This window comes from Pontivivens insulae (assembly GCF_900302495.1).
Lineage (GTDB): Bacteria > Pseudomonadota > Alphaproteobacteria > Rhodobacterales > Rhodobacteraceae > Pontivivens > Pontivivens insulae.
On the sequence record NZ_OMKW01000002.1, the window covers coordinates 891,574 to 916,852 of the forward strand.

Below are 25,279 nucleotides of genomic sequence, written 5' to 3' on the forward strand. Positions count from 1 at the left end.
ATCTTAGAGCGGAAGGCGCACGGTGAATCGTGCCCCCAGACGCGTCCCATCCTCAGTCTCGATATTTCCAGCAACGATCGTGCCGCCATGCGCCTCGACGATCTGTTTTGAGATCGCAAGGCCGAGGCCCGAGTGATTTCCAAATTCCTGACCTGGACGCGAGGAATAGAAGCGAGAGAAAACATCGGCCAGATTTTCGGGCGGTATTCCCGGCCCGGTGTCGCTGACCTCCACCACGGCAAAGCCACCATCCTGGCGCACCGTTGCTGTGACCTTGTCACCCTCTTCCGAGAAGCTGATCGCATTCGTTATCAGGTTCACAAAGACCTGCGCGAGCCGCCCCTCTATCCCCTTCACCTGCAAGGCTTCGGCCTGAAGATCGGTTTCGAGCGCGGCGCCTTTATCCTCAGCAGACTGTCGATTGTAGTCGACAAGAGACGCGATCAGCGCAGAGAGGTCGAAGCTTTCCATCTCTTCCCGCACAAGCTCGCTGTCCAGCCGCGACGCATTCGAGATATCCGTCACCAGACGGTCGAGGCGTTGCACATCCTTTGCAATCACATCGAGCAATTTCTGGCGCTGCTCATCTGTCCGCGCATAGTGCATGGTTTCGACGGCGGATCGCAGCGACGTCAGAGGATTTTTGATCTCATGCGCCACGTCAGCAGCGAAAACCTCATTCGCTTCAATGCGTTCGTAGAGCGCTTGGGTCATCAGGATCAGGCTGCGGGACAGTTCTCCAATCTCATCAGGGCGACCTGTCAGGTCCGGAAAGTTGATCCGCTCCGGCGCCATGGATCGAGTCGAGCCACTCGCCTCCTGCGCAGTCAGCGCCAGAACCCGCAGGGGACGTGCAATCGAACGGGCAAGAATAACAGAAAGCGCAATTGAGACGGTCAGCGCTAGCAAGAAGATTGTCATCAATTGGCGACGCTCTCCGGCGGCGGCGGCATCAATCTCACCCGCCAACGTGCTAAGCATAAGCACGCCTGCCGGGCCATTTGCGCTCGGGATTGGGAGAGCGAGCATCAGAACGAATGCACCATCACTGTTCCGAACAATGCTGGCACGCTCACGTCCATCGAGCGCGGGCGCTGCAAATGCGCGCGCCTCCTCACGGCTCATCAGGTTCACCTGCTCACCGCTCGATCGGACCAAAGAGGCGAGGCGCTCTAGAACGAGATCAAAGGCCGTGAGCTGCACCGCCGCCATCTGACCGTCAGCTTCGTGCACGTTGATCGCAAGCACACGGGAACCTTGCGTGTCATAAAGCCGAACCGCGGCCCCGGCCAAGGGACCGACCCGCGCCAAGAGCTCCACGGCGCGATCACTGTCGAGGCCGTTATCCTGATCGATGGCAAAAAGCCCCAGCGTCTCAGCTATGATTAAGCCATCACGCTCCAACGCTTGCACGCGCTGTTCGATCAGTGACCGCTCAAATTGGTTCAGGAACAGGATTCCCGTCACCAGCACAATCTGAGCGATCAGGTTGAACAGCACAATCTTCCGGGCAATTGGCGACGCGCTGTAAAGTTGACCATCTTGGAGAGAGGTCGAGCCGGTCTCAACCTCACCCGAACCGTCATGATCGACCTTTTGCAGGCTAATACCGCGCCCGCGTTCCAGTCGCGGCAGCGCAAGACGTGATGCCTGGCGTTGCCGCCCCTGATCGCTCACCTACACCTCCGTGTAGCGGTAGCCGACACCGTAGAGCGTCTCGATAGAAGCGAAGCTGTCATCGACCTTCTTGAACTTCTTGCGGACGCGCTTGATGTGGCTGTCGATGGTACGATCGTCGACATAGACCTGATCGTCATATGCGGCGTCCATCAGCTGATCGCGATTCTTCACAAAACCGGGCCGGGTTGCCAGCGCCTCAAGGATCAGAAACTCGGTCACGGTCAGCGAGATCGGGGTGCCCGCCCAAGTGACCGTGTGGCGCAAGCTGTCCATTGTGAGCTTTCCGCGCTTCATCGTTGTTTCGGCATCATCCGCGCCGTCGAGGTTCTCGCGAGCCTCGCGCCGCCGCAGAACAGCGCGAATCCGCTCCAAGAGCAAGCGTTGCGAGAAGGGCTTGCGCACATAGTCGTCCGCCCCCATCCGCAGGCCCAGCACCTCATCAATCTCTTCATCCTTCGACGTCAGGAAGATGACCGGAAGATCGCTTTGCTGGCGCAGACGACGCAAAAGCTCCATCCCGTCCATGCGCGGCATCTTGATGTCAAACACGGCAAGATCGACCGGGTCGCGCGTCAACTCAGGCAGAGCCGCGGCTCCGTCGCCGAATGTGACAACCTCGAACCCCTCAGCCTCAAGCACCATTGAGACTGACATCAGGATATTCTGATCGTCGTCGACAAGGGCAATGCGCGCCATAGTTGAATCCCCCACGTTCATTCACCAACCAATATCCCCGCCCCCCAACTTTTTCGCAAGCCGTTCGACGAATTTCCTGACTCAAAGCGCTTGCGGAAGAAAATACCAAAAATTGCGCACTAGATTTACAAAAAGGTCGCATTTAAGGAGGGGGTGTCACCGTCTGACCAGCGCTCACGCGCCGCGAAACTGGCCCTTCGCGACCGGTCGGACACCATTTCGAATGCGGGGCGCGCCGCCACCACTTTTGCGTGTCCCTTCGCCTTCGGGAGAGCATCAGAGATGCAAACCGGTACGGTTAATCCGACCCAAACGCTCGAATTGACGGGCATTAAGGGCGTGCGCGCCGCTCATTACAATCTGCTGGAACCTGCGCTGGTCGAAACAGCCTGCTGCAGGGGGGAAGGTACGATTGGTCAGGGCGGGGCGTTCCTCGTTTCCACTGGCAAGCACACGGGACGGTCCCCCAAGGACAAGTTCGTGGTGCGCACGGCCTCCGTTGAGGACTCGATCTGGTGGGACAACAACGCCCCCATGACGCCAGATGCATTCGACACGCTGCACGCTGACATGCTCGCCCATGTCGAAGGCGGTGAGTTGTTTGTTCAGGACCTTTATGGCGGGGCGGATCCGGCGCACCGCCTCAACGTTCGCGTTGTGACAGAGCTTGCCTGGCATAACCTTTTCATCCGCCACCTGCTGCGCCGTCCAGAATTGGACGAACTCGCAGCATTTGTGCCGGAGTTCACCATCCTGAACTGCCCCAGCTTCAAGGCTGATCCGGCCCGCCATGGGTGCCGGTCCGACGTCGTGATCGCGCTGAACTTCGACAAGAAGATGATCCTGATCGGCGGAACGTCCTATGCGGGTGAGAATAAGAAAAGCGTCTTTACCCTGCTGAACTACCTTCTACCGGAAAAGGGCGTGATGCCGATGCATTGCTCGGCCAATCACGCGGCGGACGACGCGGATGATGTTGCGGTCTTCTTTGGCCTTTCGGGCACGGGCAAGACAACTCTGTCAGCAGATCCCAACCGCGTCCTGATCGGTGATGATGAACACGGCTGGTCTGATGAGGGCACCTTCAACTTTGAGGGTGGCTGCTATGCCAAGACCATCGACCTGAACCCGGAGGCGGAGCCAGAAATTTACGGCACCACCAAGATGTTTGGCACCGTAATCGAGAATATGGTGTTCGATCCGCACACCAAGGAACTCGATTTTCAGGATGACAGCCTGACGCCCAATATGCGGTGCGCCTATCCGTTGCACTATATCTCGAATGCGTCAGAGACGGCTCGCGGAGGCACGCCGAAGAACATCGTCATGTTGACCTGCGATGCATTCGGTGTCTTGCCGCCCATCGCGCGGCTGACCCCGGCTCAGGCAATGTATCACTTCCTGTCCGGTTTCACCTCCAAGGTGGCGGGCACAGAGAAGGGCGTGACAGAGCCTCAACCGACGTTCTCTACCTGCTTCGGCGCTCCGTTCATGCCGCGTCGACCGGAAGTCTATGGCGCACTGCTGCGTGACAAGATCGCCGAGCATGGTGCAACCTGCTGGCTGGTCAATACCGGCTGGACCGGTGGCGCCTATGGCACCGGCTCCCGTATGCCGATCCGCGCGACCCGCGGATTGTTGACCGCTGCGCTGAACGGTTCGCTCAACAGCGCGGAGTTCCGGCGCGATCCGAACTTCGGGTTTGACGTCCCTGTCGCCGTGGACGGCGTGGACAACGCGCTGCTCGATCCGCGCAGCACCTGGGCGGATGCCGCGGCCTATGATGCGCAAGCCGAAAAGCTGGTCAGCATGTTTGCCGAGAACTTTGCGCAATATGAACAGCACGTGGATGCCGATGTGATGGAAGCCGCGGTCACCGCCGCTTGATTTCACCGATCGTCTGACGATTTGGGGCCGGTGCGCGATCTGCATCGGCCCCTTTCTTTTGCTGCGGTGGACCAGCGATCGCTTGCCCCGGTGCGGGCAGTCTTCTATCTCCGATAGCTATGAAAAACATACCCATCCCTGCCCTGATCCTCGGCTTTGCCGGGTTGATCCCGTTTCTCTACGGCGCCGCACTCGTCGTTCTGCCTGCGGCAACCTTACCATCAATCGCCCAGTTTAACGGAACGCCGGATGGCGGGCGGGCGCTGCTCGCGCTCTATGGGACGATCATCTTGTGCTTCATGGCGGGCTGCCTGTGGGGATTTGCGTCACGTCACGGCCGCAAGCCAAGCTGGGTTGAGCTTGGCCTTACGGTGACACCCCCGCTGATCCTGTTGTTCATGATGGGTCCAAGTGAAAAGGCCGCCTGTCTACTGCTGACCTATCTTTTTGCACTTCTGCTTTTGATAGACAGCTATTTCGCCAAACGAACCATCGTTGTCTATTGGTGGTTGAGCCTGCGCATACCGCTCACCATCGTTGTATCGATCTGCCTTTTGACGGGAGCATTCCTATGAGCCTGACCGGTGCATGCCAGTGCGGAGCTGTCCGCTACGAAGTCACGGGAGAGCCTTTGGGATTTGCCCGCTGTCATTGCACAACCTGTCAGGCGCAAAGTGCGTCTGCCTTTGGTCTTTCGCTCTACCTCAAGCCAAGCGACCTCTCCATCAAAGGCGCCTTGTCGCGCTTCGAAGAGCGTGCGGCGAGCGGGAATGTCGCCATAAGGTCCTTCTGTCCCACATGCGGAACGCGACTGCTGCACGAAGGGGGCAGTGACTATGTTTCTCTCAAAGCGGGCAGTCTCGATCCCGGTCATGGATTAGAGCCCCAGGCGGAACTGTGGACCGGTTCGAAACTGCCATGGATGCCGCTGATCGACGGCGTCCCGCGATATGAGGGCCAGCCGCCCTCGCAGGACGAACTCCGCGCCGCTTGGGCGGCATATCGGCGCAACCGGACGCTGGAGTTCTACAACAACGAGGCGAGCCGCTACGCAGAATGGTCGATCCCGGCGGAGCCCCATCCAAGGCTGGCCGCCTTCCTCGATGGCTTGAAACCCGGTGTCCGCGTGCTGGATCTGGGATGCGGCGCAGGTTGGGCCGCCGCAGAGATGAAGCGGCGGGGCTTTGCCATGCGCGCGATGGACGGGGCCGAAGAACTGGCCAAAGAGGCGAAAGCGCGGCACGGGATTAATGTGGAAGTCAAAGGGTTTGGCGAGCTTGACGAACACGCGACCCTCGACGCGGTCTGGGCGTTCTTTTCGCTGCACCATGCGCCACGGGATCGGATGCCCGCCCATCTGGGGCGCATCTGGAACGCAATCGTTCCCGGTGGCACGCTTTATCTTGGCTTGATTGAGGGGGACGGCGCCGCACGCGATGACCATGGTCGGCTCTACACCTATTACCAGATCCCCGAAATCACCCGGCGATTGGAGCATGGAGGCTTCACCGACATCAGGATCGACCGGGGCGAAGGCAAAAACTTCGACGGCACGCCAACATCAAATCTCTATGTGGAGGCGACCCGTGCCTGAGTTCTTTGCCTATACCGACGGTGCCTGCTCCGGCAATCCGGGTCCGGGTGGTTGGGGCGTGCTGCTGCAGGCGAAAGACGGCGATCGTCTCATAAAGGAGCGAGAGCTCAAAGGCGGCGACGCACAGACAACAAACAACCGGATGGAGCTTATGGCAGCGATCACTGCGTTGGAAACGCTTGGTCGCCCCACTGCTGTAACCATCGTCACTGACTCCTCCTATGTGAAGGACGGACTTACAAAATGGATTCATGGTTGGAAGCGAAACGGCTGGAAGACAGCTTCCAAAAAGCCAGTGAAAAATGAAGAGCTTTGGAAACGTCTGGATGCCGCGCAAGAGCGCCATGACGTGGCATGGGAGTGGGTGAAGGGTCACGCTGGCCATCCCGAAAATGAGCGCGCCGATGAGCTTGCCCGCGCCGGAATGGAGCCGTTCAAACCCGGCAAGGACACGTGAACCTACTCGCCCTGCTCGACCTCGCTTCGGTCTTCGTTTTCGCGCTGACCGGCGCGTTGGTGGCCAGTCGCCAACAGCTCGACATCGTGGGCTTTATCTTTATCGCCTGCCTGACCGCTATGGGCGGTGGCACGGCACGAGATGTCCTTTTGCAGCGCGATGAGGTGTTCTGGATCGCCAACCCGATCTACGTCGCCGTCGCGGGCACGGCGGCTGTTCTGGTCTTCTTCACCGCCCACAAGCTGGAAAGCCGGATGCGGACAATCATTTGGCTGGACGCGCTGGCCGTCGCAATCGCCGTTCCGGTTGGCGTCGGCGTCGCCCGGTCCCTCGGCGCGGAGTGGCCGGTCCTGCTCATGATGGGAATGGTCACGGCCTGTCTTGGCGGTCTCGCCCGCGATGTGGTCTGCAATGAGGTGCCGTTGATCCTGAAGGCACGCGACCTCTATGCGACTGCGGCCCTCGCCGGGGCCGCCGCCAACATCCTGGTCTATGAAGTCGTTGCCAGCCGCCCATTCGCAGCCCTCGCCGCGGGTCTGGTCACATTCGGCCTGCGGGCTGGCAGCATATCACTGGGCTGGCGGGCACCGGGGTATCGGCACGAACCGCCGCGCAGCTGAGGCTAGCCCGCCGGAACAGGTCCGGCAATGCGGCCCTGTGGGGCCAATTCCAGGATCGTCTCGTCATAAATCGCACAGACCTCCGCCGAGGGAGCATTGCCTGCCCGGATCATCGCGGCGTTCACCTCTGCCTGCATTTCAGCAGCCAGTTGTTGTGCCCGCTGCGGCTCAAGTTCAGCGAAATCCTGCAATGCGATCAATGCGTCGAGGGACTTCTCCGCCGCATCCACATCGCTGCATTCGGCGGCCAAGGCGCCCCCAGAGGCAAGCCATACGGCCACCCCCATGATTTTGTGATACTGCATGACCAACCCTCCTTTAGAGTTGGGTGCAGGCGGCCCCCCAAACTACCGATCCCACCATGAAGCCGGGACAGACAGGCCATCAGGTGAGACGGCTAGCCGCCTGCCCCCCTATTGATCCGCAAAAAATGCGCCGTTGCCAGTCAATCCGAACACAGTCCCAAAAATTTTATGCTTTATGAGCAGAGTGTTGCCGGATGGACTTCACCTTAGGCAGCAGATTGCCGATGAAATGGAAACCAAAACGGAACAATCCGTGACAGTGTTTCCGCACAGCATCCGGGAGAATCAGAAAGGGGCGCACCATCACTGGAGCGCCCCTTTTCACTTAAGGTCTATTGAGGACATCAACGATCGTCGCGATAGACCTTTTCCTTGCGCTCATGACGCTCCTGCGCCTCAAGGCTCATCGTTGCGGTAGGGCGCGCGTCGAGCCGCTTCAGGCTGATCGGCTCCCCTGTCACGTCGCAGTAACCATAGGAACCATCTTCGATCCGGCGAAGCGCGCTATCGATTTTTGCAACCAGCTTGCGCTGACGATCACGGGTTCGCAGTTCAAGGGCACGGTCGGTTTCTTCGCTCGCACGGTCGGCAACATCGGGAATGTTGCGCGTCCCTTCCTGCATGCTGGTCACGGTGTCCTTGCTGTCGGCCAGGATCTGCTCTTTCCAGTCATTGAGCTTACGGCGGAAATACTCAACCTGCCGGTCATTCATGAAGGGCTCGTCCTCGGCCGGTTTGTATTCCGAGTCCAGCACCGTTTCGGCTTTCATAACAACACCCCTAAGTTACGCTTCGAAACGATCTGTTACGAACAGCAACCGACCGCTTCCCTTCCCAATTCTGGCCCGTGCATAAGGCGGTTTCCAGCCGATGTCACGCGGGAATCATCCTTTGCCAGTTGACGATTGCGTAAACGACACTGGCAAAGCCGCGCCATACCCAAGTCTCTCACCCAAGCCCACCGTGACCCAAGGTCAGAGCGCGAAATCAATGCCCACGCTTGTTCCCAATGCGCGCACATGGCATCTCAATCAAGCTATCAGGAGGTCCGTCCATGAAGTTTGAAGGCACCAAGGATTACGTCGCGACTGGCGACCTGACCGTCGCGGTGAATGCCGCGATTGCGTTGGAGCGTCCGCTTCTCGTCAAAGGGGAGCCGGGCACCGGAAAGACAGAGCTTGCACGGCAGGTCGCGGGCGCACTGGGCGTGCCCATTCTGGAATGGACTGTGAAGTCGACGACCAAGGCACAGCAGGGCCTCTACGAGTACGACGCCGTTTCGCGCCTGCGTGACAGCCAGTTGGGCGAGGAACGCGTTCACGACGTCGCCAACTACATCCGCAAGGGCATGCTCTGGCAGGCCTTCGAGGCGGAGGAGCGGGTCGTCCTGCTGATCGACGAAATCGACAAAGCCGATATCGAGTTTCCCAACGATCTGTTGCAGGAGCTCGACCGGATGGAGTTCCACGTCTACGAAACCGGCGAGACGATCCGCGCGAAACACCGCCCCATCGTTATCATCACCTCCAACAACGAAAAGGAACTGCCGGACGCGTTTCTGCGCCGCTGCTTCTTCCACTATATCCGTTTCCCGGAGCCGGACGTCATGGCGGCCATCGTCGAGGTTCACTTCCCCGGCATCAAGCAGAGCCTGATGCGCGAGGCTCTGACCCAGTTCTACGACATTCGGGAAACGCCCGGACTTAAGAAAAAGCCGTCCACGTCCGAAGCACTTGACTGGCTAAAGTTGCTATTGGTCGAGGATCTCGATCCAGAAGACCTTAAGCGCGACGGCAAGGACGCGCTGCCCAAGCTGCATGGCGCGCTTCTCAAGAACGAGCAGGACGTGCACCTGTTTGAACGGCTTGCTTTCATGGCACGTCGCAAAGACGGCTGATCCACTGGCACCACGGCGCTCCGCCCATATCAAAGGGGTACGATCAGCAATGTGGAGCCTCGCCATGATCCCTCTCGCCCTCGTCACAGGTGCGTCCTCCGGCATCGGAGAACAGCTTGCCCGCTATCATGCGCGCAAAGGTGGCGACCTGATCGTCACGGCACGGCGTGAGGATCAGTTGATTGCACTGAAGGAAGAGCTGGAAGCTTCTCAGAACGTGTCAGTGCACGTCATCGCACTCGATCTTGGCGCAGAGGGCGGTGCGCAGGCCTTGATTGAAGAGGTGGCAGCGCGCGGTCTGAAGCCCGGCATTCTGATCAACAACGCGGGCTTTGGTGGCCAGGGGCGTCATGTTGAGCGCGATCTTGCCAGCGAGCTTTCGATGATTGATCTCAATGTGAAAGCGCTGGTGACGCTCACCCATCATTTCGGCCGCCAGATGGCCGAGGCTGGCAAGGGTCGCATCCTTCAGGTTGGATCGACGGCAGGTTTCATACCGGGCCCGAACCAGGCGGTTTATTTTGCGACGAAGGCCTTTGTGAACTCGTTCAGTCAGGCCGTGGACGCCGAACTGCGCGGTAAGGGCGTCACCTGTACTGTGCTCGCCCCGGGTTATGTTGAAACGGAGTTTGCGGCTGCCGCCAACCTTGAGGGTACGGCGCTCACCCGGCAGAAAAGGCTGACCGCCGCACAAACAGCGCGCTTCGGCTATGACGCCATGCGACGCGGGGAGTTGGTCGCGGTGAGCGACTGGAAATTGCGTCTGATGCTGCGCTATATCGCGCCATTCCTGCCGCGCCGGGCGCTGTTGAACATGACGATGAAGATGCAGGCCAAAAACTGATCCGGAACATCTGAGTGCGTGACACGTTGATCCCACAGGCGGCAATCACCGCCTGTATTTGAGAACGTGAAAGGATTTCAGACATGAACAACGATCAGTTCGAAGGCCAGTGGAAGCAAATCAAGGGCAAAGTGCAGGCCAAGTGGGGCAAGCTGACCGATGACGAAATCGATCAGGCCGATGGCAACCGCGACGTGCTCGAAGGCAAAATTCAAGAGCGCTATGGTCACTCCAAAGAGCATGCAAAGCGCGAAGTGAACGAATTCATCAACAGCCTCTAAAGCTGAGCAATGGCCCGCCCGAAAACGGGTGGGCCATTTTCTATCCGGGCGCACTGATACGACCGCCGCACACTGGTGCAGCGCATCCCGTGGTGCCCGGATACGATGTTGGCAGGCCTGCCGAAATGCGGACCGCAAGATAGGCAAAAGCCTGTGCCTCCAACATATCACCGTCCAATCCGATAACCTCAACCGGATCGACCGGCACACCCAACCGATCGCGCAATCCGGCCATAATCGCGGGGTTCTTTCGCCCACCACCACAGACAAGCCACCGTTGCGGCGGTTCGGGCAGATGTGGCAGCGCGCGCTCAACGGCATGAACCGTGAACGCCGTCAAAGTTGCCGCGCCATCCGCATCGCCCAAACTGTCGGCCAACGCGGCGACCGCGCGGAACCCGTTCCGGTCCAACGATTTGGGAGGTGGCGCGTCAAAATAAGGATCATCGGGCAACCGCCCTGCACGCCCGGACAAGGCCAACGCACCATCGCGATCCATCGCGTCCCCTCGCCTGCGCATTAGAAAATCATCCAACAGTGCATTTGCCGGACCCGTATCGAACGCGATCAGATGCGCCGGATCCGCGTTCGCCGCATCGCACCACGTCAGATTGCCAACACCCCCGAGATTGAGGAAGCAGACCGGCCCTGTCAGCCCCGCCCACCGCGCGCAGGCATGATGAAAGACTGGTGCAAGCGGCGCCCCCTGCCCCTGCGCTGCCATATCTGCGCTCCGCATATCCCACACAACCGGTATGCCAAGCGCGCGGGCAAGCGCAGCCCCATCGCCGAGCTGATGTGTTCGAAAGCCCGCCGGATCATGGATCAGGGTCTGGCCGTGAAATCCTGCAATCTCCGCCCCCTCCAGAGCGGCCTCAACATGCGCGTATTGAATGATCTCGCGCGCGGCCATCAGCGCGTTGGAATTCGCATCGGGCCAAAGACCCTGCGCCGCAGCAAGGACAGCACGCTCTTCAGCGCTATACGGACGGAACCCCGATGGCCCGAACCCGAAGATCCGCTCGCCATCCGTATCAAGAATTGCGGCGTCGACCCCGTCCATGGAGGTGCCGCTCATCAAACCCAATGCGCGCATCCCGACCCTTCCCTTTCAACGTCGCATTAGGCATACATCCCGCACACTGTTCCCGACAATGGATCAAGATGATGAGCTACATCCCTCGCAGCGACTTTCTGCACGTGATGACGACCCGCGGTTTCATTCAGGACTGCACCGATCTGGAGGCCCTCGATCAGGCGCTTCTGGATGGGGTCGTGCCCGGCTATATCGGATTTGACTGCACCGCGGACAGCCTCCATGTCGGCTCGCTGATCCAGATCATGATGCTGCGCTGGCTGCAGAAAACAGGTCATAAACCCATCGCTTTGATGGGCGGCGGAACGACCAAGATCGGTGATCCTTCGGGTAAGGACGAGGCGCGTCAGCTTCTGACCGTTGAGAAAATCAACGAGAACATGGCCGGTATTCGCCGCGTATTCGAGACCTATCTCGACTTCTCGGACGGCCCGACAGGCGCGGTGCAGCCCAACAATGCGGACTGGCTGGACGCGCTGAACTATGTTGAGTTTCTGCGGGACTATGGCCGACATTTCACGATCAATCGGATGCTCAGCTTTGACAGCGTCAAACTGCGCCTTGATCGTGAGCAGCCGCTGACCTTCCTCGAATTCAACTACATGCTGCTGCAAGCCTATGATTTCATGGAGCTGAACCGCCGTCACGGTGTTGGGCTTCAAATGGGCGGCTCTGATCAGTGGGGCAACATCGTCAACGGCGTTGACCTGACCCGACGCATCAACGGCAATCAGGTTTTTGGACTGACAACGCCGCTTCTGACCAAGGCGGATGGCTCGAAGATGGGTAAATCGGCAGCGGGTGCGGTCTGGCTGAACGCGGACAAGCTGTCTCCGTATGAGTTCTGGCAGTTCTGGCGAAACACCCTCGACGCCGATGTTGCGAAGTTCCTGAAGCTGTTCACAGAGCTTCCCGTTGAGGAATGTGATCGCCTCGGCTCGCTGGCAGGGGCGGAGATCAACGAGGCGAAGATCCGCCTGGCCAACGAGGTCACGGCACTCGCACATGGCGCTGACGCTGCCGCCGCGGCGGAGGCGACGGCCCGTGAGGTGTTTGAGAAAGGCGGTGTCGGCGAGGATCTTCCTACGGTCGAACTGCCCGCAGGATCAATCTCGGTCGTGCAACTCTTCGTTCAGGCAGGACTCGCGAAATCCGGTAAGGACGCGAAGCGCCTGATTGCCGAGGGCGGCGCCAAGCTTGACGATGCGCCTGTGACGGATGCCGGTCTGATGGTCGACCTGGACGCACAGATCAAGCTGTCCGCCGGAAAGAAACGACACGCATTGGTACGCCCTGCCTGATCTCCCTCTTTGCAAACATCTCTGCCGATGCTGTCGAGCCCATGGGTTCGTGCATCCGGCAGAGATATTTCGTTACAGTGGAAATCACTCCCCCAGCATCCATTCCCCGTCCGGGGCGAAGGCATGGAATGCGAACGCGAATACGACCTCGTGAACGACGTCGTCGCCCGTATCCGCGTCGCGCACGCGCACAAAGCCGACGTCCCGGCTTCCCGAAATAGAGTTTTGGTCGAGTGCTGACGCCATCCCTGCGGTCCATTCGATGCGCAGGCCCGCCTCCTCAATCAAGCCTGATTCCAAACGCTCAAGTGGCCAGGCACGATCACCGACCCGCACCACTCTTGCCAGCGGCGCAATACCGTGCGGTGGATCCTCGCCAAAATAGAGGAATGGGCGCGCCGAACTGTCATAGCGCTCATAGGGGTTCACGCCATAGGGCCGGGGTGCGCCGGGCTGGGCCATGACAAGCCCATCGGAATGGCGCTCAGCAAATGCGCCCATAGGTTCCATCCAGCTGACAACCTCCGTCAGCTCCAGACCGGTCAACGCCCCGACGATGGCATCACCTGTAAATTGCTGCCACCAGCTGTGCGTTTGGCGGTCATACATGACCATGTCCGAATGGCGCAGTAACCCGGAAACGCCAAATTCCAGAACCCGGTCGCCCACACGGCGATCAAAGACGAGACCAGAGTTGCAGAGGGGGCAGAACGTCACCGCGACCGGAACGGTGCCGATCGTGTCATTTACGATCTCATGCCATGTCAGATAGCGAAGCGGATAGGCGCGCGGCACCTCCCCGTCTAACTCGACTGTCATCACTGGTTCATCCGCCGGGATGTCAGCCTGCGTCACTGTAATGAAGGATGGATCTGTCAGCGCCGGGATCCCGTCACGCGGCACTCCGCCAGAGAAGATTTCGTCAAAAGGCACATTGGAACGCGTGAAGTCAGTCTCCGGCCAAGCGCGCGCAAACTGGCTTTGCGCGAGCGCCGGAAAGGCAAGGGTAAGCAGAATGGCTGCGCAGAGTAACACTTTCATGGCGGTCCCCCTAGGTTACGCCATCCAATATTCCGCATCGGATCCAGTGCGGCCAGTCGATCTCTCGCCCTCGTGATCACGCGAGAGGTTGGGACTTAGGCGACAGAAACAAAAAAGGGGGCCAGCAGGCCCCCTGTCTTTTCGCACATCGCCGAATGCTTAGCGCGCTGACGCGCTCACAATGCGATCAGGGTTCGCAACAGAACCACTGCGACCGCTTCCGTGCGTGATCCCGTCAACCAGATCCATGCCCTCGGTCACCTCACCAACGACCGTGTACTGACCATTCAGGTGCGGCGCGGGGGCAAACATGATGAAGAACTGCGAGTTCGCAGAGTTCGGGTTTTGCGACCGTGCCATGCCGACAACACCACGCTCAAAGGACACCGCAGAAAACTCCGCAAGCAAATCCGGCTGATCGGATCCGCCAGTGCCCGCCGGACAGGACGCACCAACGACACCACATTGCACATCACCGGTTTGAGCCATGAAGCCTTCGATCACCCGGTGAAAGGCGACGCCATCATAGGCGCCATCCGCCGCGAGTGAGGTGATACGCTCCACATGCCCGGGGGCCACATCCTCAAACAGATCAATGACGACGTTGCCGGTCTCAAGCTCCAGAACCAGCTCATCCGCGACCGCGGGGGTCGCGACAAGCGCCGTTGCCAGAAGTGCAGCGCGGATCATACCTCATCCCCCATGCGCACGGTCACCATACGGTCTGGATCGGTCACGGAACCGGACTGGCCTGCCCCGCGCTTGATCTTGTCGACATGCTCCATGCCCTTGGTGACCTGACCAAACACAGTGTACTGGCCGTTCAGGAACGAACCCTGCTCGAACATGATGAAGAATTGCGAGTTTGCAGAGTTCGGCATCTGGGACCGCGCCATACCAACGGTGCCCCGCTCGAAAGGCACTTTCGAGAATTCTGCTTTCAGATCCGGATATTGTGACCCACCGGTGCCTGCACGACCGGGATTGCCGTCGGGGCCGCCATGCTCCACATCACCGGTCTGCGCCATGAAGCCGTCGATGACGCGGTGGAACGCGATACCGTCATACGCGCGGTCTTTCACCAGCGTCTTCATCCGCTCGACATGGCCGGGCGCCACATCCGGCATGAGGGCGATATGCACTTCGCCGTCGGCAAGCGTGATGATCATCGTATCTTCTGGTTTGGTGTCGGCCATCGGGCCCTCCATCTAGCAACTGTCCTGACGGCATATAAGCGTGCAGCACGCCCGCGCCAACGCGAAAACGTGCATGAAATCGGTGCACGGACGCAATCAATCCCCGTGCAGACGCGCGCGCAGGGCATCCGCAACAGATTGCGGCACGAATGGCGTGACATCGCCGTCGAGTCTGCAAATCTCTTTTACAAGGCGCGACGCTATTGCCTGATGGTGGGCATCGGCCATCAGAAACACTGTCTCAATATCGTCATTCATGGCGCGGTTCATGCCAACCATCTGAAATTCATACTCAAAATCAGAAACGGCACGAAGCCCACGCACGATCATCGTCGCACCCACATCCTGCGCACACTGGATCAACAGGTTCTCGAAAGGATGAACAACCAACTCGCACCCCGCAGCCTTCGCCAGCGGCGCGGCCTCTGCCTCGATCATCGCGACCCGCTCTTCCAGTGAGAACAGCGGCCCCTTATCCCGGTTGATCGCAACGCCGATCACCAGACGATCTGCCAACGTCATGGCACGTCGGATGACGTCAATATGCCCCAGCGTGACCGGGTCAAACGTCCCTGGGTAAAGAGCAGTGCGCATGAAGCTCCCCCTTCATTGAGTGCGGTGCGAACGCAACATTATTGCGCGTCCGGGGTCAACCCCTGTGCTTGCACGTCAGCCATATTGAAACTTTCCGGTCGAGCGAAAGCGCTGATGGGCGTCGAGTGTTGCGCGACTGCTGGCCAACATTTCGGGCAGGTCAGTCGGTGCGAACCATTCCAGGGCCAGGCTTTCTTCATCTGAAATAATTGGGTGCCCTTCACAGCACGAAACCTCAAAACACAACACAAAGAAGTGGCAGCGATGCCCATTCGGGAACGTCACCTCATTCGTTTCAGGTGTGTCACTGAAGGCGAAGGGAACAAGATCGGCTGGTCTCACAGTCAAACCCGCTTCTTCGTGCAGTTCGCGTGCAGCACCCTCGGCAAGCGTCTCCCCCGGTTCGGCGCAGCCACCTGGCAGACCCCAAATCTCAAGATCCCGACGCAATTGCAGCAGGATACGGCCGTCATCGCGCCGCACGACCAGTCTTGACCCCGGAACCAGCAGTAGCCGCCCGCCAATCTCGGCCCGCAACCGGCCAAGATAGGTTTCAGCGAAGCTCCCGCTCAAATGTCAGTAACCGCGGATCATGTCGGCGAGGGCCGAATTCTCATGCTCCATCTCGCTGAGCCGGACTTTCACGACATCGCCGATCGAAATGATACCCGCAAGCTTTCCGTCCTCAAGAACCGGCATGTGCCGGAAGCGCCCGGCTGTCATGCGCGCGAGCGTCTCAACCAACTTGTCGTCGGGAGCGCAGCTCTCAACCTTTGCTGTCATCAGATCGACAACCTTGTCCGACAGCGCCGCCGCCCCACGCGCGCCGATTTCGCGCACAATATCCCGCTCGGATACGATCCCGCGCAACTCAGAGCCATCTTCCGACACGATCAGGGCGCCGATCTTGCGCGCGCTTAGACGTTGCGCGGCCTCCAGCACGGACGCATCACCCGAAATCGTTTCGACTGCGCCGCGAGCGCTGTTGAGGATTTTCTGAACGGTCATGGTGGTTTCCTCCCAAGCTGGTTAATGCTCAGGATGAAACGCCACGGCCCGATGCGTCAAGCATCGGACTGTTCAGGTTTTATTCAGCCGCCAGTCTGGGTTTGCCCAGCATGTCGCGCAGATAGTGACCCGTATGGCTTCCTTCGACCTTGGCCACCTGCTCCGGCGTGCCTGTCGCAACGATCTGTCCGCCGCCGTCGCCACCTTCTGGACCAATATCAATGATCCAGTCAGCACATTTGATCACGTCCAGATTGTGCTCGATCACGACCACCGAATTGCCCTGATCGACCAGCTCTTGGATCACCTCCAGCAGCTTTCGCGTATCCTCGAAATGCAGACCGGTGGTCGGTTCGTCGAGGATATAGAGCGTGCGGCCTGTGGCGCGCTTGCTCAGCTCCTTTGAAAGCTTGACCCGTTGCGCCTCGCCGCCAGAAAGGGTCGTCGAAGATTGACCGACCTTGATATAGCCGAGACCCACGCGTTTCAGCGTCTCCATCTTGTCCCGAATGGCGGGTACGGCTTGGAAAAACTCCGCCGCATCCTCAATGGTCATGTCGAGCACATCGGCAATCGACTTGCCTTTGAACAGCACTTCCAAGGTCTCGCGGTTGTAGCGCTTGCCGTTGCAGGTCTCGCAGGTGACGTACACATCGGGCAGGAAATGCATCTCAATCTTGATGACCCCATCGCCCTGACATGCCTCGCACCGCCCGCCCTTCACGTTGAAGGAGAAGCGGCCGGGCTTGTAGCCCCGCGCCTTTGCCTCCGGCAGTCCGGCGAACCAATCGCGCATCGGTGTGAATGCGCCTGTGTAGGTCGCCGGGTTTGAGCGTGGAGTGCGCCCGATGGGCGACTGGTCGATGTCGATGACCTTATCCAGATGCTCCAACCCTTTGATCTGCTCGCAAGGCGCGGGCGTCTGCCGCGCACCGTTCAGACGCATAGAAGCCGTCTTGAACAGCGTCTCAATCGTCAACGTGGACTTGCCGCCGCCAGAAACGCCCGTGACACAACATAATAGGCCAAGCGGATACTCCGCCGTGACATTCTTGAGGTTGTTCCCCGTGGCCTTCACCACCTTGATCTTCTTGCCCGTGCCCTTTCGGCGCTTCGCCGGCACCGAAATCTCTCGCTCTCCGGTCAGGTACTGACCCGTGATCGACTCTTTGGTTGCTGCAATCTCCGCCGGGGTTCCCCGCGCGATGATCTGGCCACCGTGCACGCCTGCACCGGGTCCAATGTCGAGCACATAGTCCGCCTCGCGGATCGCCTCCTCATCATGCTCAACGACAATCACGGTGTTGCCCTGATCGCGAAGGTTCTTCAGCGTGGTCAGCAGTCGGTCATTGTCGCGCTGATGCAAACCAATCGACGGTTCATCGAGCACATAAAGAACACCTGTCAGCCCGCTGCCGATCTGCGAGGCGAGGCGAATGCGCTGGCTTTCCCCCCCTGACAGAGTGCCGGAATTGCGGCTTAACGTCAGGTAATCGAGTCCAACATTCACCAGAAAGCCAAGGCGCTCGCGAATTTCCTTGAAGATCGCCCGCGCGATCTCCTGCCGCTGCTTGGTCAGCGTCTGCGGCGCGGCTTCGATCCAGTCGAGCGCATCGCGGATCGAAAGCTGCACGATCTCGCCCACATGCTTGCCATCAATTTTGACGGCCAGCGCCTCTGGCTTCAGGCGGTAGCCACCGCAAGACCCACAGGCGCGGTTGTTCTGATACCGCTCCATCTCTTCGCGCGACCAGCTCGAGTCCGTCTCGCGGTAGCGCCGCTCAAGATTTGGCACCACACCCTCGAACACACGGGTGATCTCGTAGACACGCCCGCCCTCATCATATCGGAACTTCAGCTTCTCATCGCCCGACCCGTGCAGCACGACCTGCTTGGCATGGGCAGGCAAGTCCTTCCACGGCGCGTTCTTGTCAAACTCGTAGTGTTTGGACAGTGCATCGATCGTCTGGCGGAAATACGGGGATTTCGATTTCGACCAAGGCGCAATCGCCCCTTTGTACAAGCTCAAGCTCTCATCGGGGACGATCAGGCGTTCGTCAAAGAACAGCTCAACACCCAACCCGTCACAAACAGGACAGGCCCCAAAAGGCGCGTTGAAGGAGAACAGTCGCGGCTCGATTTCAGGGATTGTGAAGCCCGAGACCGGACAGGCGAAATTCTCAGAAAAGGTGATCCGCTCAGGTTCGGGTGTATTGCCGCCATCATCTGTGCGCGGGGCCGTTTCCAGGATCGCGATGCCATCTGCCAGATCGAGTGCTGTGCGGAAGCTGTCGGCCAGCCGGGTCTCCAACCCCTCGCGCACAACGATCCGGTCAACGACCACATCAATGTTGTGGCGGAACTTCTTATCAAGGGTCGGCGGCTCATCCAGATCATAAAAGGATCCATCGACCTTCACGCGCTGAAAACCCTGTTTCTTCAGCTCTGCGAACTCTTTCTTATATTCGCCTTTCCGGTCTCGGATGATCGGCGCCAAAAGATAGGCACGCATGCCCTCTTCCATCGCCATGACCCGGTCCACCATCTCGGAAACCTGCTGCGCCTCAATCGGCAGGCCGGTCGCTGGGGAGTACGGCACACCGGCCCTCGCAAAAAGCAGACGCATGTAGTCGTAGATCTCTGTCACGGTGCCGACCGTCGACCGAGGGTTCTTCGATGTCGTCTTCTGCTCGATGGAAATGGCGGGAGACAGGCCAGTGATGTGATCGACATCGGGCTTTTGCATCATGTCGAGGAACTGGCGCGCATAGGCGCTCAGGCTTTCAACGTATCGGCGCTGTCCTTCGGCATAAATCGTATCAAATGCCAACGACGACTTCCCCGAACCGGACAGGCCGGTAATTACGATCAGCTCATCACGCGGCAGGTCGACATCCACCGACTTGAGATTGTGCTCACGCGCGCCGCGAATGGAAATTGTCTTAAGCTCAGCCATGCTCACACCTCGGTCAGTCCAATCGTCTGATGTAGCCTTTGGGGTCAGGATTGCTATAGAACGAAGTGGGAACAAAGGGAAGGTGCGTCAACTTTACCTTAACCACTCTCCTGTCAGGTCGTGACAGGAGGCCGTCGTGCACCAGCACTGACGGTCGCGTTCGGAGGACTGGCGAAGTGAAGGGCCGGAATGCGACACCGAAATTCTTGTAGGGCCTGCACCCGAATCCGGGTTGTTCCTGTAATCCCTGCGCGCCTATCCTGCGCGCCAACTTGAATCACGATAGCGGAGAACCGCCATGGCAGGCAGCGTCAACAAGGTCATTCTCATCGGCAATCTGGGCCGCGACCCCGAGGTGCGCAGCTTCCAGAACGGGGGCAAGGTCTGCAACCTTCGCATCGCCACATCCGAAACATGGCGGGACAAGAATTCCGGGGAACGGCGGGAGCGGACGGAATGGCACTCCGTCGCGATTTTCTCCGAACCTCTGACCCGCATCGCAGAGCAATATCTGCGCAAGGGATCAAAGGTTTACATCGAGGGCCAGCTGGAAACCCGCAAATGGCAGGATCAAAACGGTCAGGATCGCTATTCGACCGAAGTGGTCCTGCGCCCCTACACCTCGACCCTCACCATGCTCGACGGCCGTGGTGAAGGCGGTGGGGGTGGCGGCGACTCCTATGGTGGCGGGGGCGGATCCTATGGCGGGGGCGGCGGTGGCTCCTATGGTGGCGGCAATGGCGGCTCCTATGGCGGCGGCGGCAGCTCTTCCGGCGGCGGTGGCAATGGCGGCGGCTACGGGTCTGACATGGACGATGACATTCCGTTCTAAGCCGATAGCCGCTGAGGCGGATATGCAAGTCGAAATGGGCCCGCCGAATTTTCCGGCGGGCTTTTTTCATGCGCTAGCGGTCCGCGTCGACCACCTGCGCCTACAATCTAGAATTGAACCAAACCCACATACCGGGCGTTCCCCAACCAACGCGATTCACAGCATTGGATAAACGCCCAGATGTCAGAAAGATCCGAACAGAGCCCGGCCCAGAAATCCTGGCCAGTTGTCGGCATCTTCCTGATCATGTTCATCTCCGGCCTCGCCTTTTCACGGGATTTCGTTCTGCCGGTGCTATTGGCCCTACTACTTGCCCTCGTTTTCCGACCCGTTCGAACCGGATTGAACCGCGTTGGCATTCCTCATGCGCTCGCCGCGTTCGCTATTACCGGAACATTGCTCGTCGGTCTCTTCAGTTCAGCCTACGTCCTGAGCGGACCGGTCGAGCGCTGGATCGAGGACGCGCCCCGGATCATGGCCCGGGTTGAGCGAAAGATAGACGCGCTACGCGACTCGGTGGATGCTGTCGCTGAGGCCGCCGATCGCATCGACGAAATGGCCCGCCGTGCGGAAAGCGGGTCATCTGACAGCACGCCGAGACTGGAGGTTGAGGCCCAGGAATCCTCCAGCATCGTTACCAAGGTGCTGACAACCACGCCGGTCATTGTCGGACAGTTGATGTTTACGCTGGTGCTGCTCTACTTCCTGCTCGCCTCGGGCGACCTATTTTACCGTCGCGTGGTTCAGATCACTCCGAACTTTCGCGACAAGCGACGGGCAATGCAGATCGCCACGGACATCGAGCGCCGGCTGTCCCGCTACCTCTCCACAATCACACTGATCAACGCCCTGCTCGGCATCAGTGTCGGAGTGATGGCCTGGCTCATCGGTTTGCCGGACCCAATCCTGTTCGGGCTTATGGCCTTTGGCTTCAACTTCATCCCCTATGTCGGCGCCATCGCTGGCACAGTGATCACCTTTCTGATCGGCTTCATCAGCTTCGATCAGGTCAGCTTCGCCTTTTTGGGTGCAGGTCTCTACTTCATGTTGACCAGCATCGAAGGCCAGCTCGTCACCCCTCTTGCGGTCGGACGATCGCTTAAATTGAACCCTGTCGTCGTGTTTTTGTCGGTGGCCTTCTGGGCGTGGCTTTGGTCCGTTGTCGGGATGATCATCGCCGTACCGGTTCTCGTCGTTTTGCGCGTGTTTTGTGAGCATATCCCCGCCCTCGAAAACCTGGGTCAGTTCCTGATTTCCGCCGATCAGGGCGCGATCCGCGATGCTGAGGCAGAAGAGCGCGAATTTCGCGTCTAAGCACGCGGTCTCCATTGCACCGCCCCTGCGATCCGGCATAGTATCCGACCACAAAATATAGTGGTTCGACGCAGGACAGATCACCTTGACCGATACGCCGGAAACGCCTGAGACCGAAGACGAAATGCCCCCGCGCCCGGAATATGACGGGCCGAGCATCACGATTGAGGAGGAGATGAAGCGCTCCTTCCTCGACTATTCGATGAGCGTCATTATTTCACGCGCGATTCCCGATGTGCGCGACGGCCTGAAACCGGTCCATCGCCGCATCCTCTACGCAATGCATGAGACGGGGAACACCGCTGACAAAGGGTACCGCAAATCGGCCCGCCCGGTCGGCGACGTGATCGGTAAATATCACCCGCACGGCGACACCGCCATCTATGACGCGTTGGTGCGCATGGCGCAGGATTTCTCAATGCGCCTGCCGCTCCTCGACGGTCAGGGCAATTTCGGATCGATGGACGGCGATGCACCTGCCGCCATGCGATATACCGAGGTGCGCATGGCGCCTCCGGCTGACGCGATGCTGGCGGATATCGACCGGGATACGGTTGATTTTCAGGCCAACTATGACGGCAAGGACATGGAACCGACTGTTCTGCCGGCCCGCTTCCCCAACCTGCTGGTGAATGGCGCAGAGGGAATCGCGGTTGGCATGGCGACCCGCATTCCGCCCCACAATCTTGGCGAGGTGCTCGACGCCGCCAATGCGCTGATCGACGACCCGGATCTCAGCTCGGAAGCGCTGACAGAGTTCGTCCCGGCCCCTGACTTCCCAACCGGTGGCATCATCTTGGGCCGCTCTGGCGCGCGCAGCGCTTATCTTGAGGGCCGCGGCTCGATCAAGGTTCGTGCCCGCACCAAGGTCGAAGAAATCCGAAAGGATCGCTACGCCATCGTCGTGACCGAAATTCCGTTCCAGGTGAACAAATCCACCATGATCGAGCGGATCGCGGAACTTGCCCGCGACAAGAAGATCGAGGGCATCGCCCACGTCCAGGACGAGTCTGATCGTTTCGGCGTGCGCGTGGTGATCGAGCTGAAGCGGGATGCGACGGCTGAGGTCGTGCTGAACCAACTCTACCGCTTCACGCCGATGCAGACGAGCTTTGCGGCCAACATGCTGGCGCTCAACAATGGTCGGCCAGAGCAGTTGACCTTGCGCGCCTTTTTGAAGGCCTTCCTGAATTTCCGCGAAGAGGTCGTCGCCCGCCGCACGGCCTATCTGCTGCGCAAAGCACGGGAACGGGCCCATATCCTGTCCGGTCTGGCTGTTGCGGTCGAAAATGTCGACGAGGTCGTCGCGACCATCCGTTCCTCAGCCGATCGTGCAACCGCGAAGGAACGGTTGATGGAGCGGCGCTGGCCCGCCCATTCGATCGCGGATTACATTCGCCTGATCGACGATCCCAGCCACACGATGAACGAGGACGGTACCTATTACCTGTCCAACGATCAGGCCAACGCAATCCTTGAACTCCGCCTGCAGCGCCTCACTGCGCTCGGCGTGAAGGAAATCACGGACGAGTTGGAAGAGCTGGCGGCGAAAATCACCGACTATCTCGACATCCTGCGCTCACGCGACCGGATTATGGACATCATCCGGACCGAGATCTCTGAGGTTCGCAAATACGCCACCCCGCGCCGATCCGAGATTGCCGATTTCGTCGAGGATATGGATGACGAGGACCTGATCGAGCAGGCCGAAATGGTCGTTACGATCACCAATGGCGGCTATATCAAGCGCACCCCGCTTGAGGATTACCGCGCGCAACGGCGCGGCGGTAAGGGTCTTGGCGGCATGACGATGAAGGACGACGATTTCGTCACCCGCCTTTTCGTGGCCAACACGCATACCGCGCTGCTGTTCTTCACGACCGACGGCATGGCCTACCAACTCAAGACCTGGAAGCTGCCGCTGGGTGGCCGTACGACGCGGGGCAAAGCACTGGTCAATATCCTGCCGATCCCGGCGGGCACCGGCATTGCTGCCGTCATGCCCGTGGACCGGCCAGAGGAAGAATGGGGCGATCTGCAGATCGTCTTTGCCACCTCTGCCGGCGACATCCGGCAGAACCGCCTGAGCGACTTCACCAACATCATGCGCAACGGCAAGATCGCGATGAAGCTGCCCGACGATGGCACAACTTTGGTGAATGCGCGCATCTGTGACGAGAATGATGATGTGATGCTGATGACAGCCAATGGCCGGGCAATCCGCTTCTCAACGACAGCCGTGCGGGTCTTCAACTCGCGTGCCTCGACTGGCGTGCGCGGCATTAAGCTCTCGCCAGGTGACAGCGTCGTCTCCATGTCCGTGATCCGCCATTTCGAGGCTGATCCAGCAGAACGCGCCGCCTATCTCAAAATGCGCCGCGCCGTTGCTGGCCAGGTTGAGGATGAGACCACGGACGAGGATGATGTTCCCGCAGGCTCTATCACCCAGGAACGCTATGCAGAGATGTCGGCGGCTGAGGATCTGATCCTGACCCTGACCGAAGGTGGTGCGGGCAAGCTCTCCTCCTCCCACGACTATCCGGTACGTGGTCGCGGTGGCCAGGGCGTTATGGGCATGGACAAGGCCATGCGCGGCGGACCGCTCGTCGCCAGCTTCCCGGTGCAGCTTGAGGACCAGATCATGCTGGTCACATCACGCGGCCAATCGATCCGGACCCCTGTTGAAGACATCTCCTTCCGTTCCCGCTCTGCAGGTGGCGTGCGGGTCTTCAACCTCGCCGAAGGTGAGAAAGTCGTCAGCGTCGCGTGGATTGCCGAACAAGGCGAGGAAGACACGCCCGAGGCCGGCGCGCCCGACAGCCCCGACGTGCCAGAGTGACGGACAGAGATACGCGGATCGCACACGATCCGCGTATCTTCGATCTGGAAACGTGACTGGGTATTTTTGCCAATCCGAAGCTCGTTTCGGATTGGACCAAATACCCGAAATACAGCCTTACGACCGGGCGTCTCCGCGAAACCCGGTTGCAACGACAAATTTTTCCGAACTGTCAGAGCGGGACGAGGGCGGCTTGACGTGCTGAACCTTGGTGAAGTTCTTCTTCAGCACCGTCAGCAGGTCGTTTTCGGCGCCTCCCGCCAGAACCTTAGCGATAAACGTGCCGCCCGGGTCGAGTACATCAAATGCAAAATAGGCCGCTGCCTCGCATAGAGCCATAATGCGCAGATGGTCGGTCTGCTTATGGCCAGAGGCGCTGGCCGCCATGTCAGACATGACAACATCAGCCCGACCACCGAGCCATTCCTTCACCTTCAGATCGGCATCATCTTCCAGGAAGTCGAGAACATGGATCTCGGAGCCGGGGATCGGGTCAACCTCTTGTAGATCGACACCGAGCACTGTCCCGACCTTCTTGCCTTTCTTCTCACCCAGCGCATTCACCCGGCGTACTGCGACCTGAATCCAGCCCCCCGGTGCGCAGCCAAGGTCGACGACCCGCGCGCCCGGCACCAGAAAGCGGAACTTGTCATCAAGCTCCAGGATCTTGTAGGCCGCACGGCCGCGATATCCCTCACGCTGGGCCGCGGCGACATAGGGATCGTTCAACTGACGCTCTAACCACAGTTTCGAGGACAATTTGCGCCCCTTGGCGGTCTTGACCTTCACGGTCAGGTCACGCTGCCCCCGCCCAGATGTGTTTTTCTTCTTCGCGACCATC

The 25,279-nt window shown here is 59.5% G+C and carries 25 protein-coding genes; 12 read left to right on the plus strand and 13 right to left on the minus strand.

Features of this window, described 5'->3' with window-relative positions:
• Nucleotides 1–3 precede the first annotated feature (3 nt).
• On the minus strand, nucleotides 4–1,677 hold the full coding sequence (locus tag POI8812_RS09865; protein WP_108782368.1) for an ATP-binding protein: 1,674 nt from the start codon (nucleotides 1,675–1,677) through the stop codon (nucleotides 4–6).
• Nucleotides 1,678–2,376, minus strand: a complete 699-nt coding sequence (locus POI8812_RS09870) for a response regulator transcription factor (protein WP_108782369.1) — start codon at nucleotides 2,374–2,376, stop codon at nucleotides 1,678–1,680. It abuts the gene before it with no gap.
• 282 nt (nucleotides 2,377–2,658) lie between these two features.
• Here POI8812_RS09870 and POI8812_RS09875 point away from each other — a divergent pair, with 282 nt between their 5' ends.
• From POI8812_RS09875 to POI8812_RS09895, 5 genes are all read left to right on the plus strand, one after another.
• Nucleotides 2,659–4,263, plus strand: coding sequence for a phosphoenolpyruvate carboxykinase (locus POI8812_RS09875; protein WP_108782370.1), 1,605 nt, complete (start codon nucleotides 2,659–2,661; stop codon nucleotides 4,261–4,263).
• Between the two features lie 119 nt (nucleotides 4,264–4,382).
• Complete coding sequence (locus POI8812_RS09880; RefSeq protein ID WP_108782371.1) at nucleotides 4,383–4,838, plus strand: DUF3429 domain-containing protein; 456 nt, start codon at nucleotides 4,383–4,385, stop codon at nucleotides 4,836–4,838.
• Nucleotides 4,835–5,857: a GFA family protein gene (locus POI8812_RS09885; RefSeq protein ID WP_108782372.1), complete on the plus strand. Its 1,023-nt coding sequence runs from the start codon at nucleotides 4,835–4,837 to the stop codon at nucleotides 5,855–5,857. Before POI8812_RS09880 ends, POI8812_RS09885 begins: the two co-directional genes overlap by 4 nt.
• Nucleotides 5,850–6,314 (plus strand): ribonuclease HI, encoded by a 465-nt coding sequence (rnhA, locus tag POI8812_RS09890; RefSeq protein WP_108782373.1) that lies wholly within the window; start codon nucleotides 5,850–5,852, stop codon nucleotides 6,312–6,314. Before POI8812_RS09885 ends, rnhA begins: the two co-directional genes overlap by 8 nt.
• Nucleotides 6,311–6,934, plus strand: coding sequence for a trimeric intracellular cation channel family protein (locus POI8812_RS09895; RefSeq protein WP_108782374.1), 624 nt, complete (start codon nucleotides 6,311–6,313; stop codon nucleotides 6,932–6,934). Before rnhA ends, POI8812_RS09895 begins: the two co-directional genes overlap by 4 nt.
• Nucleotides 6,935–6,936: 2 nt before the next feature.
• Here the strand turns inward: POI8812_RS09895 and POI8812_RS09900 are convergent, their stop codons facing one another.
• Nucleotides 6,937–7,239, minus strand: coding sequence for a hypothetical protein (locus tag POI8812_RS09900; protein WP_108782375.1), 303 nt, complete (start codon nucleotides 7,237–7,239; stop codon nucleotides 6,937–6,939).
• Between the two features lie 344 nt (nucleotides 7,240–7,583).
• Nucleotides 7,584–8,009, minus strand: coding sequence for an RNA polymerase-binding protein DksA (gene dksA, locus POI8812_RS09905; RefSeq protein ID WP_108782376.1), 426 nt, complete (start codon nucleotides 8,007–8,009; stop codon nucleotides 7,584–7,586).
• A 284-nt stretch (nucleotides 8,010–8,293) separates the two neighbouring features.
• Here dksA and POI8812_RS09910 point away from each other — a divergent pair, with 284 nt between their 5' ends.
• The 3 genes from POI8812_RS09910 to POI8812_RS09920 all read left to right on the plus strand — a co-directional run bounded on the left by POI8812_RS09910 (nucleotide 8,294) and on the right by POI8812_RS09920 (nucleotide 10,261).
• The gene (locus tag POI8812_RS09910) at nucleotides 8,294–9,136 is read left to right on the plus strand and encodes an AAA family ATPase (RefSeq protein WP_108782377.1); all 843 of its coding nucleotides are present in this window, start codon (nucleotides 8,294–8,296) and stop codon (nucleotides 9,134–9,136) included.
• A 64-nt stretch (nucleotides 9,137–9,200) separates the two neighbouring features.
• Nucleotides 9,201–9,980 carry an SDR family NAD(P)-dependent oxidoreductase gene (locus POI8812_RS09915; protein ID WP_108782543.1) on the plus strand — a complete coding sequence of 260 codons (780 nt, stop codon included), beginning with the start codon at nucleotides 9,201–9,203 and terminating at the stop codon, nucleotides 9,978–9,980.
• 83 nt (nucleotides 9,981–10,063) lie between these two features.
• Nucleotides 10,064–10,261 carry a CsbD family protein gene (locus POI8812_RS09920; RefSeq protein ID WP_108782378.1) on the plus strand — a complete coding sequence of 66 codons (198 nt, stop codon included), beginning with the start codon at nucleotides 10,064–10,066 and terminating at the stop codon, nucleotides 10,259–10,261.
• 40 nt (nucleotides 10,262–10,301) lie between these two features.
• Here the strand turns inward: POI8812_RS09920 and POI8812_RS09925 are convergent, their stop codons facing one another.
• Nucleotides 10,302–11,357, minus strand: coding sequence for an anhydro-N-acetylmuramic acid kinase (locus POI8812_RS09925; RefSeq protein WP_108782379.1), 1,056 nt, complete (start codon nucleotides 11,355–11,357; stop codon nucleotides 10,302–10,304).
• Nucleotides 11,358–11,428: 71 nt separating this feature from the next.
• Here POI8812_RS09925 and tyrS point away from each other — a divergent pair, with 71 nt between their 5' ends.
• Complete coding sequence (gene tyrS / locus POI8812_RS09930; protein WP_108782380.1) at nucleotides 11,429–12,658, plus strand: tyrosine--tRNA ligase; 1,230 nt, start codon at nucleotides 11,429–11,431, stop codon at nucleotides 12,656–12,658.
• Between the two features lie 84 nt (nucleotides 12,659–12,742).
• Here tyrS and POI8812_RS09935 read toward each other — a convergent pair whose 3' ends face one another.
• The 7 genes from POI8812_RS09935 to uvrA all read right to left on the minus strand — a co-directional run bounded on the left by POI8812_RS09935 (nucleotide 12,743) and on the right by uvrA (nucleotide 19,453).
• On the minus strand, nucleotides 12,743–13,699 hold the full coding sequence (locus POI8812_RS09935; RefSeq protein ID WP_108782381.1) for a DUF3179 domain-containing protein: 957 nt from the start codon (nucleotides 13,697–13,699) through the stop codon (nucleotides 12,743–12,745).
• A gap of 159 nt (nucleotides 13,700–13,858) precedes the next feature.
• Nucleotides 13,859–14,389 (minus strand): peptidylprolyl isomerase, encoded by a 531-nt coding sequence (locus tag POI8812_RS09940; RefSeq protein WP_108782382.1) that lies wholly within the window; start codon nucleotides 14,387–14,389, stop codon nucleotides 13,859–13,861.
• Complete coding sequence (locus POI8812_RS09945) at nucleotides 14,386–14,895, minus strand: peptidylprolyl isomerase (RefSeq protein WP_108782544.1); 510 nt, start codon at nucleotides 14,893–14,895, stop codon at nucleotides 14,386–14,388. The genes POI8812_RS09940 and POI8812_RS09945 overlap by 4 nt, the downstream gene beginning before the upstream one ends.
• Nucleotides 14,896–14,991: 96 nt before the next feature.
• On the minus strand, nucleotides 14,992–15,489 hold the full coding sequence (coaD, locus tag POI8812_RS09950; RefSeq protein WP_108782383.1) for a pantetheine-phosphate adenylyltransferase: 498 nt from the start codon (nucleotides 15,487–15,489) through the stop codon (nucleotides 14,992–14,994).
• 75 nt (nucleotides 15,490–15,564) lie between these two features.
• Entirely contained in the window at nucleotides 15,565–16,062 is a 498-nt protein-coding gene (locus POI8812_RS09955) for an NUDIX domain-containing protein (protein ID WP_108782384.1), read from the minus strand.
• A 3-nt stretch (nucleotides 16,063–16,065) separates the two neighbouring features.
• The gene (locus tag POI8812_RS09960) at nucleotides 16,066–16,497 is read right to left on the minus strand and encodes a CBS domain-containing protein (protein ID WP_108782385.1); all 432 of its coding nucleotides are present in this window, start codon (nucleotides 16,495–16,497) and stop codon (nucleotides 16,066–16,068) included.
• A 79-nt stretch (nucleotides 16,498–16,576) separates the two neighbouring features.
• Complete coding sequence (gene uvrA, locus POI8812_RS09965) at nucleotides 16,577–19,453, minus strand: excinuclease ABC subunit UvrA (RefSeq protein ID WP_108782386.1); 2,877 nt, start codon at nucleotides 19,451–19,453, stop codon at nucleotides 16,577–16,579.
• Nucleotides 19,454–19,751: 298 nt separating this feature from the next.
• Between uvrA and ssb the strand changes: the two genes are divergently transcribed.
• The 3 genes from ssb to gyrA all read left to right on the plus strand — a co-directional run bounded on the left by ssb (nucleotide 19,752) and on the right by gyrA (nucleotide 24,438).
• Nucleotides 19,752–20,285, plus strand: a complete 534-nt coding sequence (gene ssb / locus POI8812_RS09970; protein WP_108782387.1) for a single-stranded DNA-binding protein — start codon at nucleotides 19,752–19,754, stop codon at nucleotides 20,283–20,285.
• Between the two features lie 180 nt (nucleotides 20,286–20,465).
• Nucleotides 20,466–21,599, plus strand: coding sequence for an AI-2E family transporter (locus tag POI8812_RS09975; protein ID WP_108782388.1), 1,134 nt, complete (start codon nucleotides 20,466–20,468; stop codon nucleotides 21,597–21,599).
• Between the two features lie 85 nt (nucleotides 21,600–21,684).
• Nucleotides 21,685–24,438, plus strand: coding sequence for a DNA gyrase subunit A (gene gyrA, locus POI8812_RS09980; protein ID WP_181377194.1), 2,754 nt, complete (start codon nucleotides 21,685–21,687; stop codon nucleotides 24,436–24,438).
• 117 nt (nucleotides 24,439–24,555) lie between these two features.
• On the opposite strand, the gene POI8812_RS09985 is transcribed toward gyrA, so the two are convergent.
• Nucleotides 24,556–25,278 carry an RlmE family RNA methyltransferase gene (locus POI8812_RS09985; protein WP_108782389.1) on the minus strand — a complete coding sequence of 241 codons (723 nt, stop codon included), beginning with the start codon at nucleotides 25,276–25,278 and terminating at the stop codon, nucleotides 24,556–24,558.
• Between the last annotated feature and the right edge of the window lies 1 nt (nucleotide 25,279).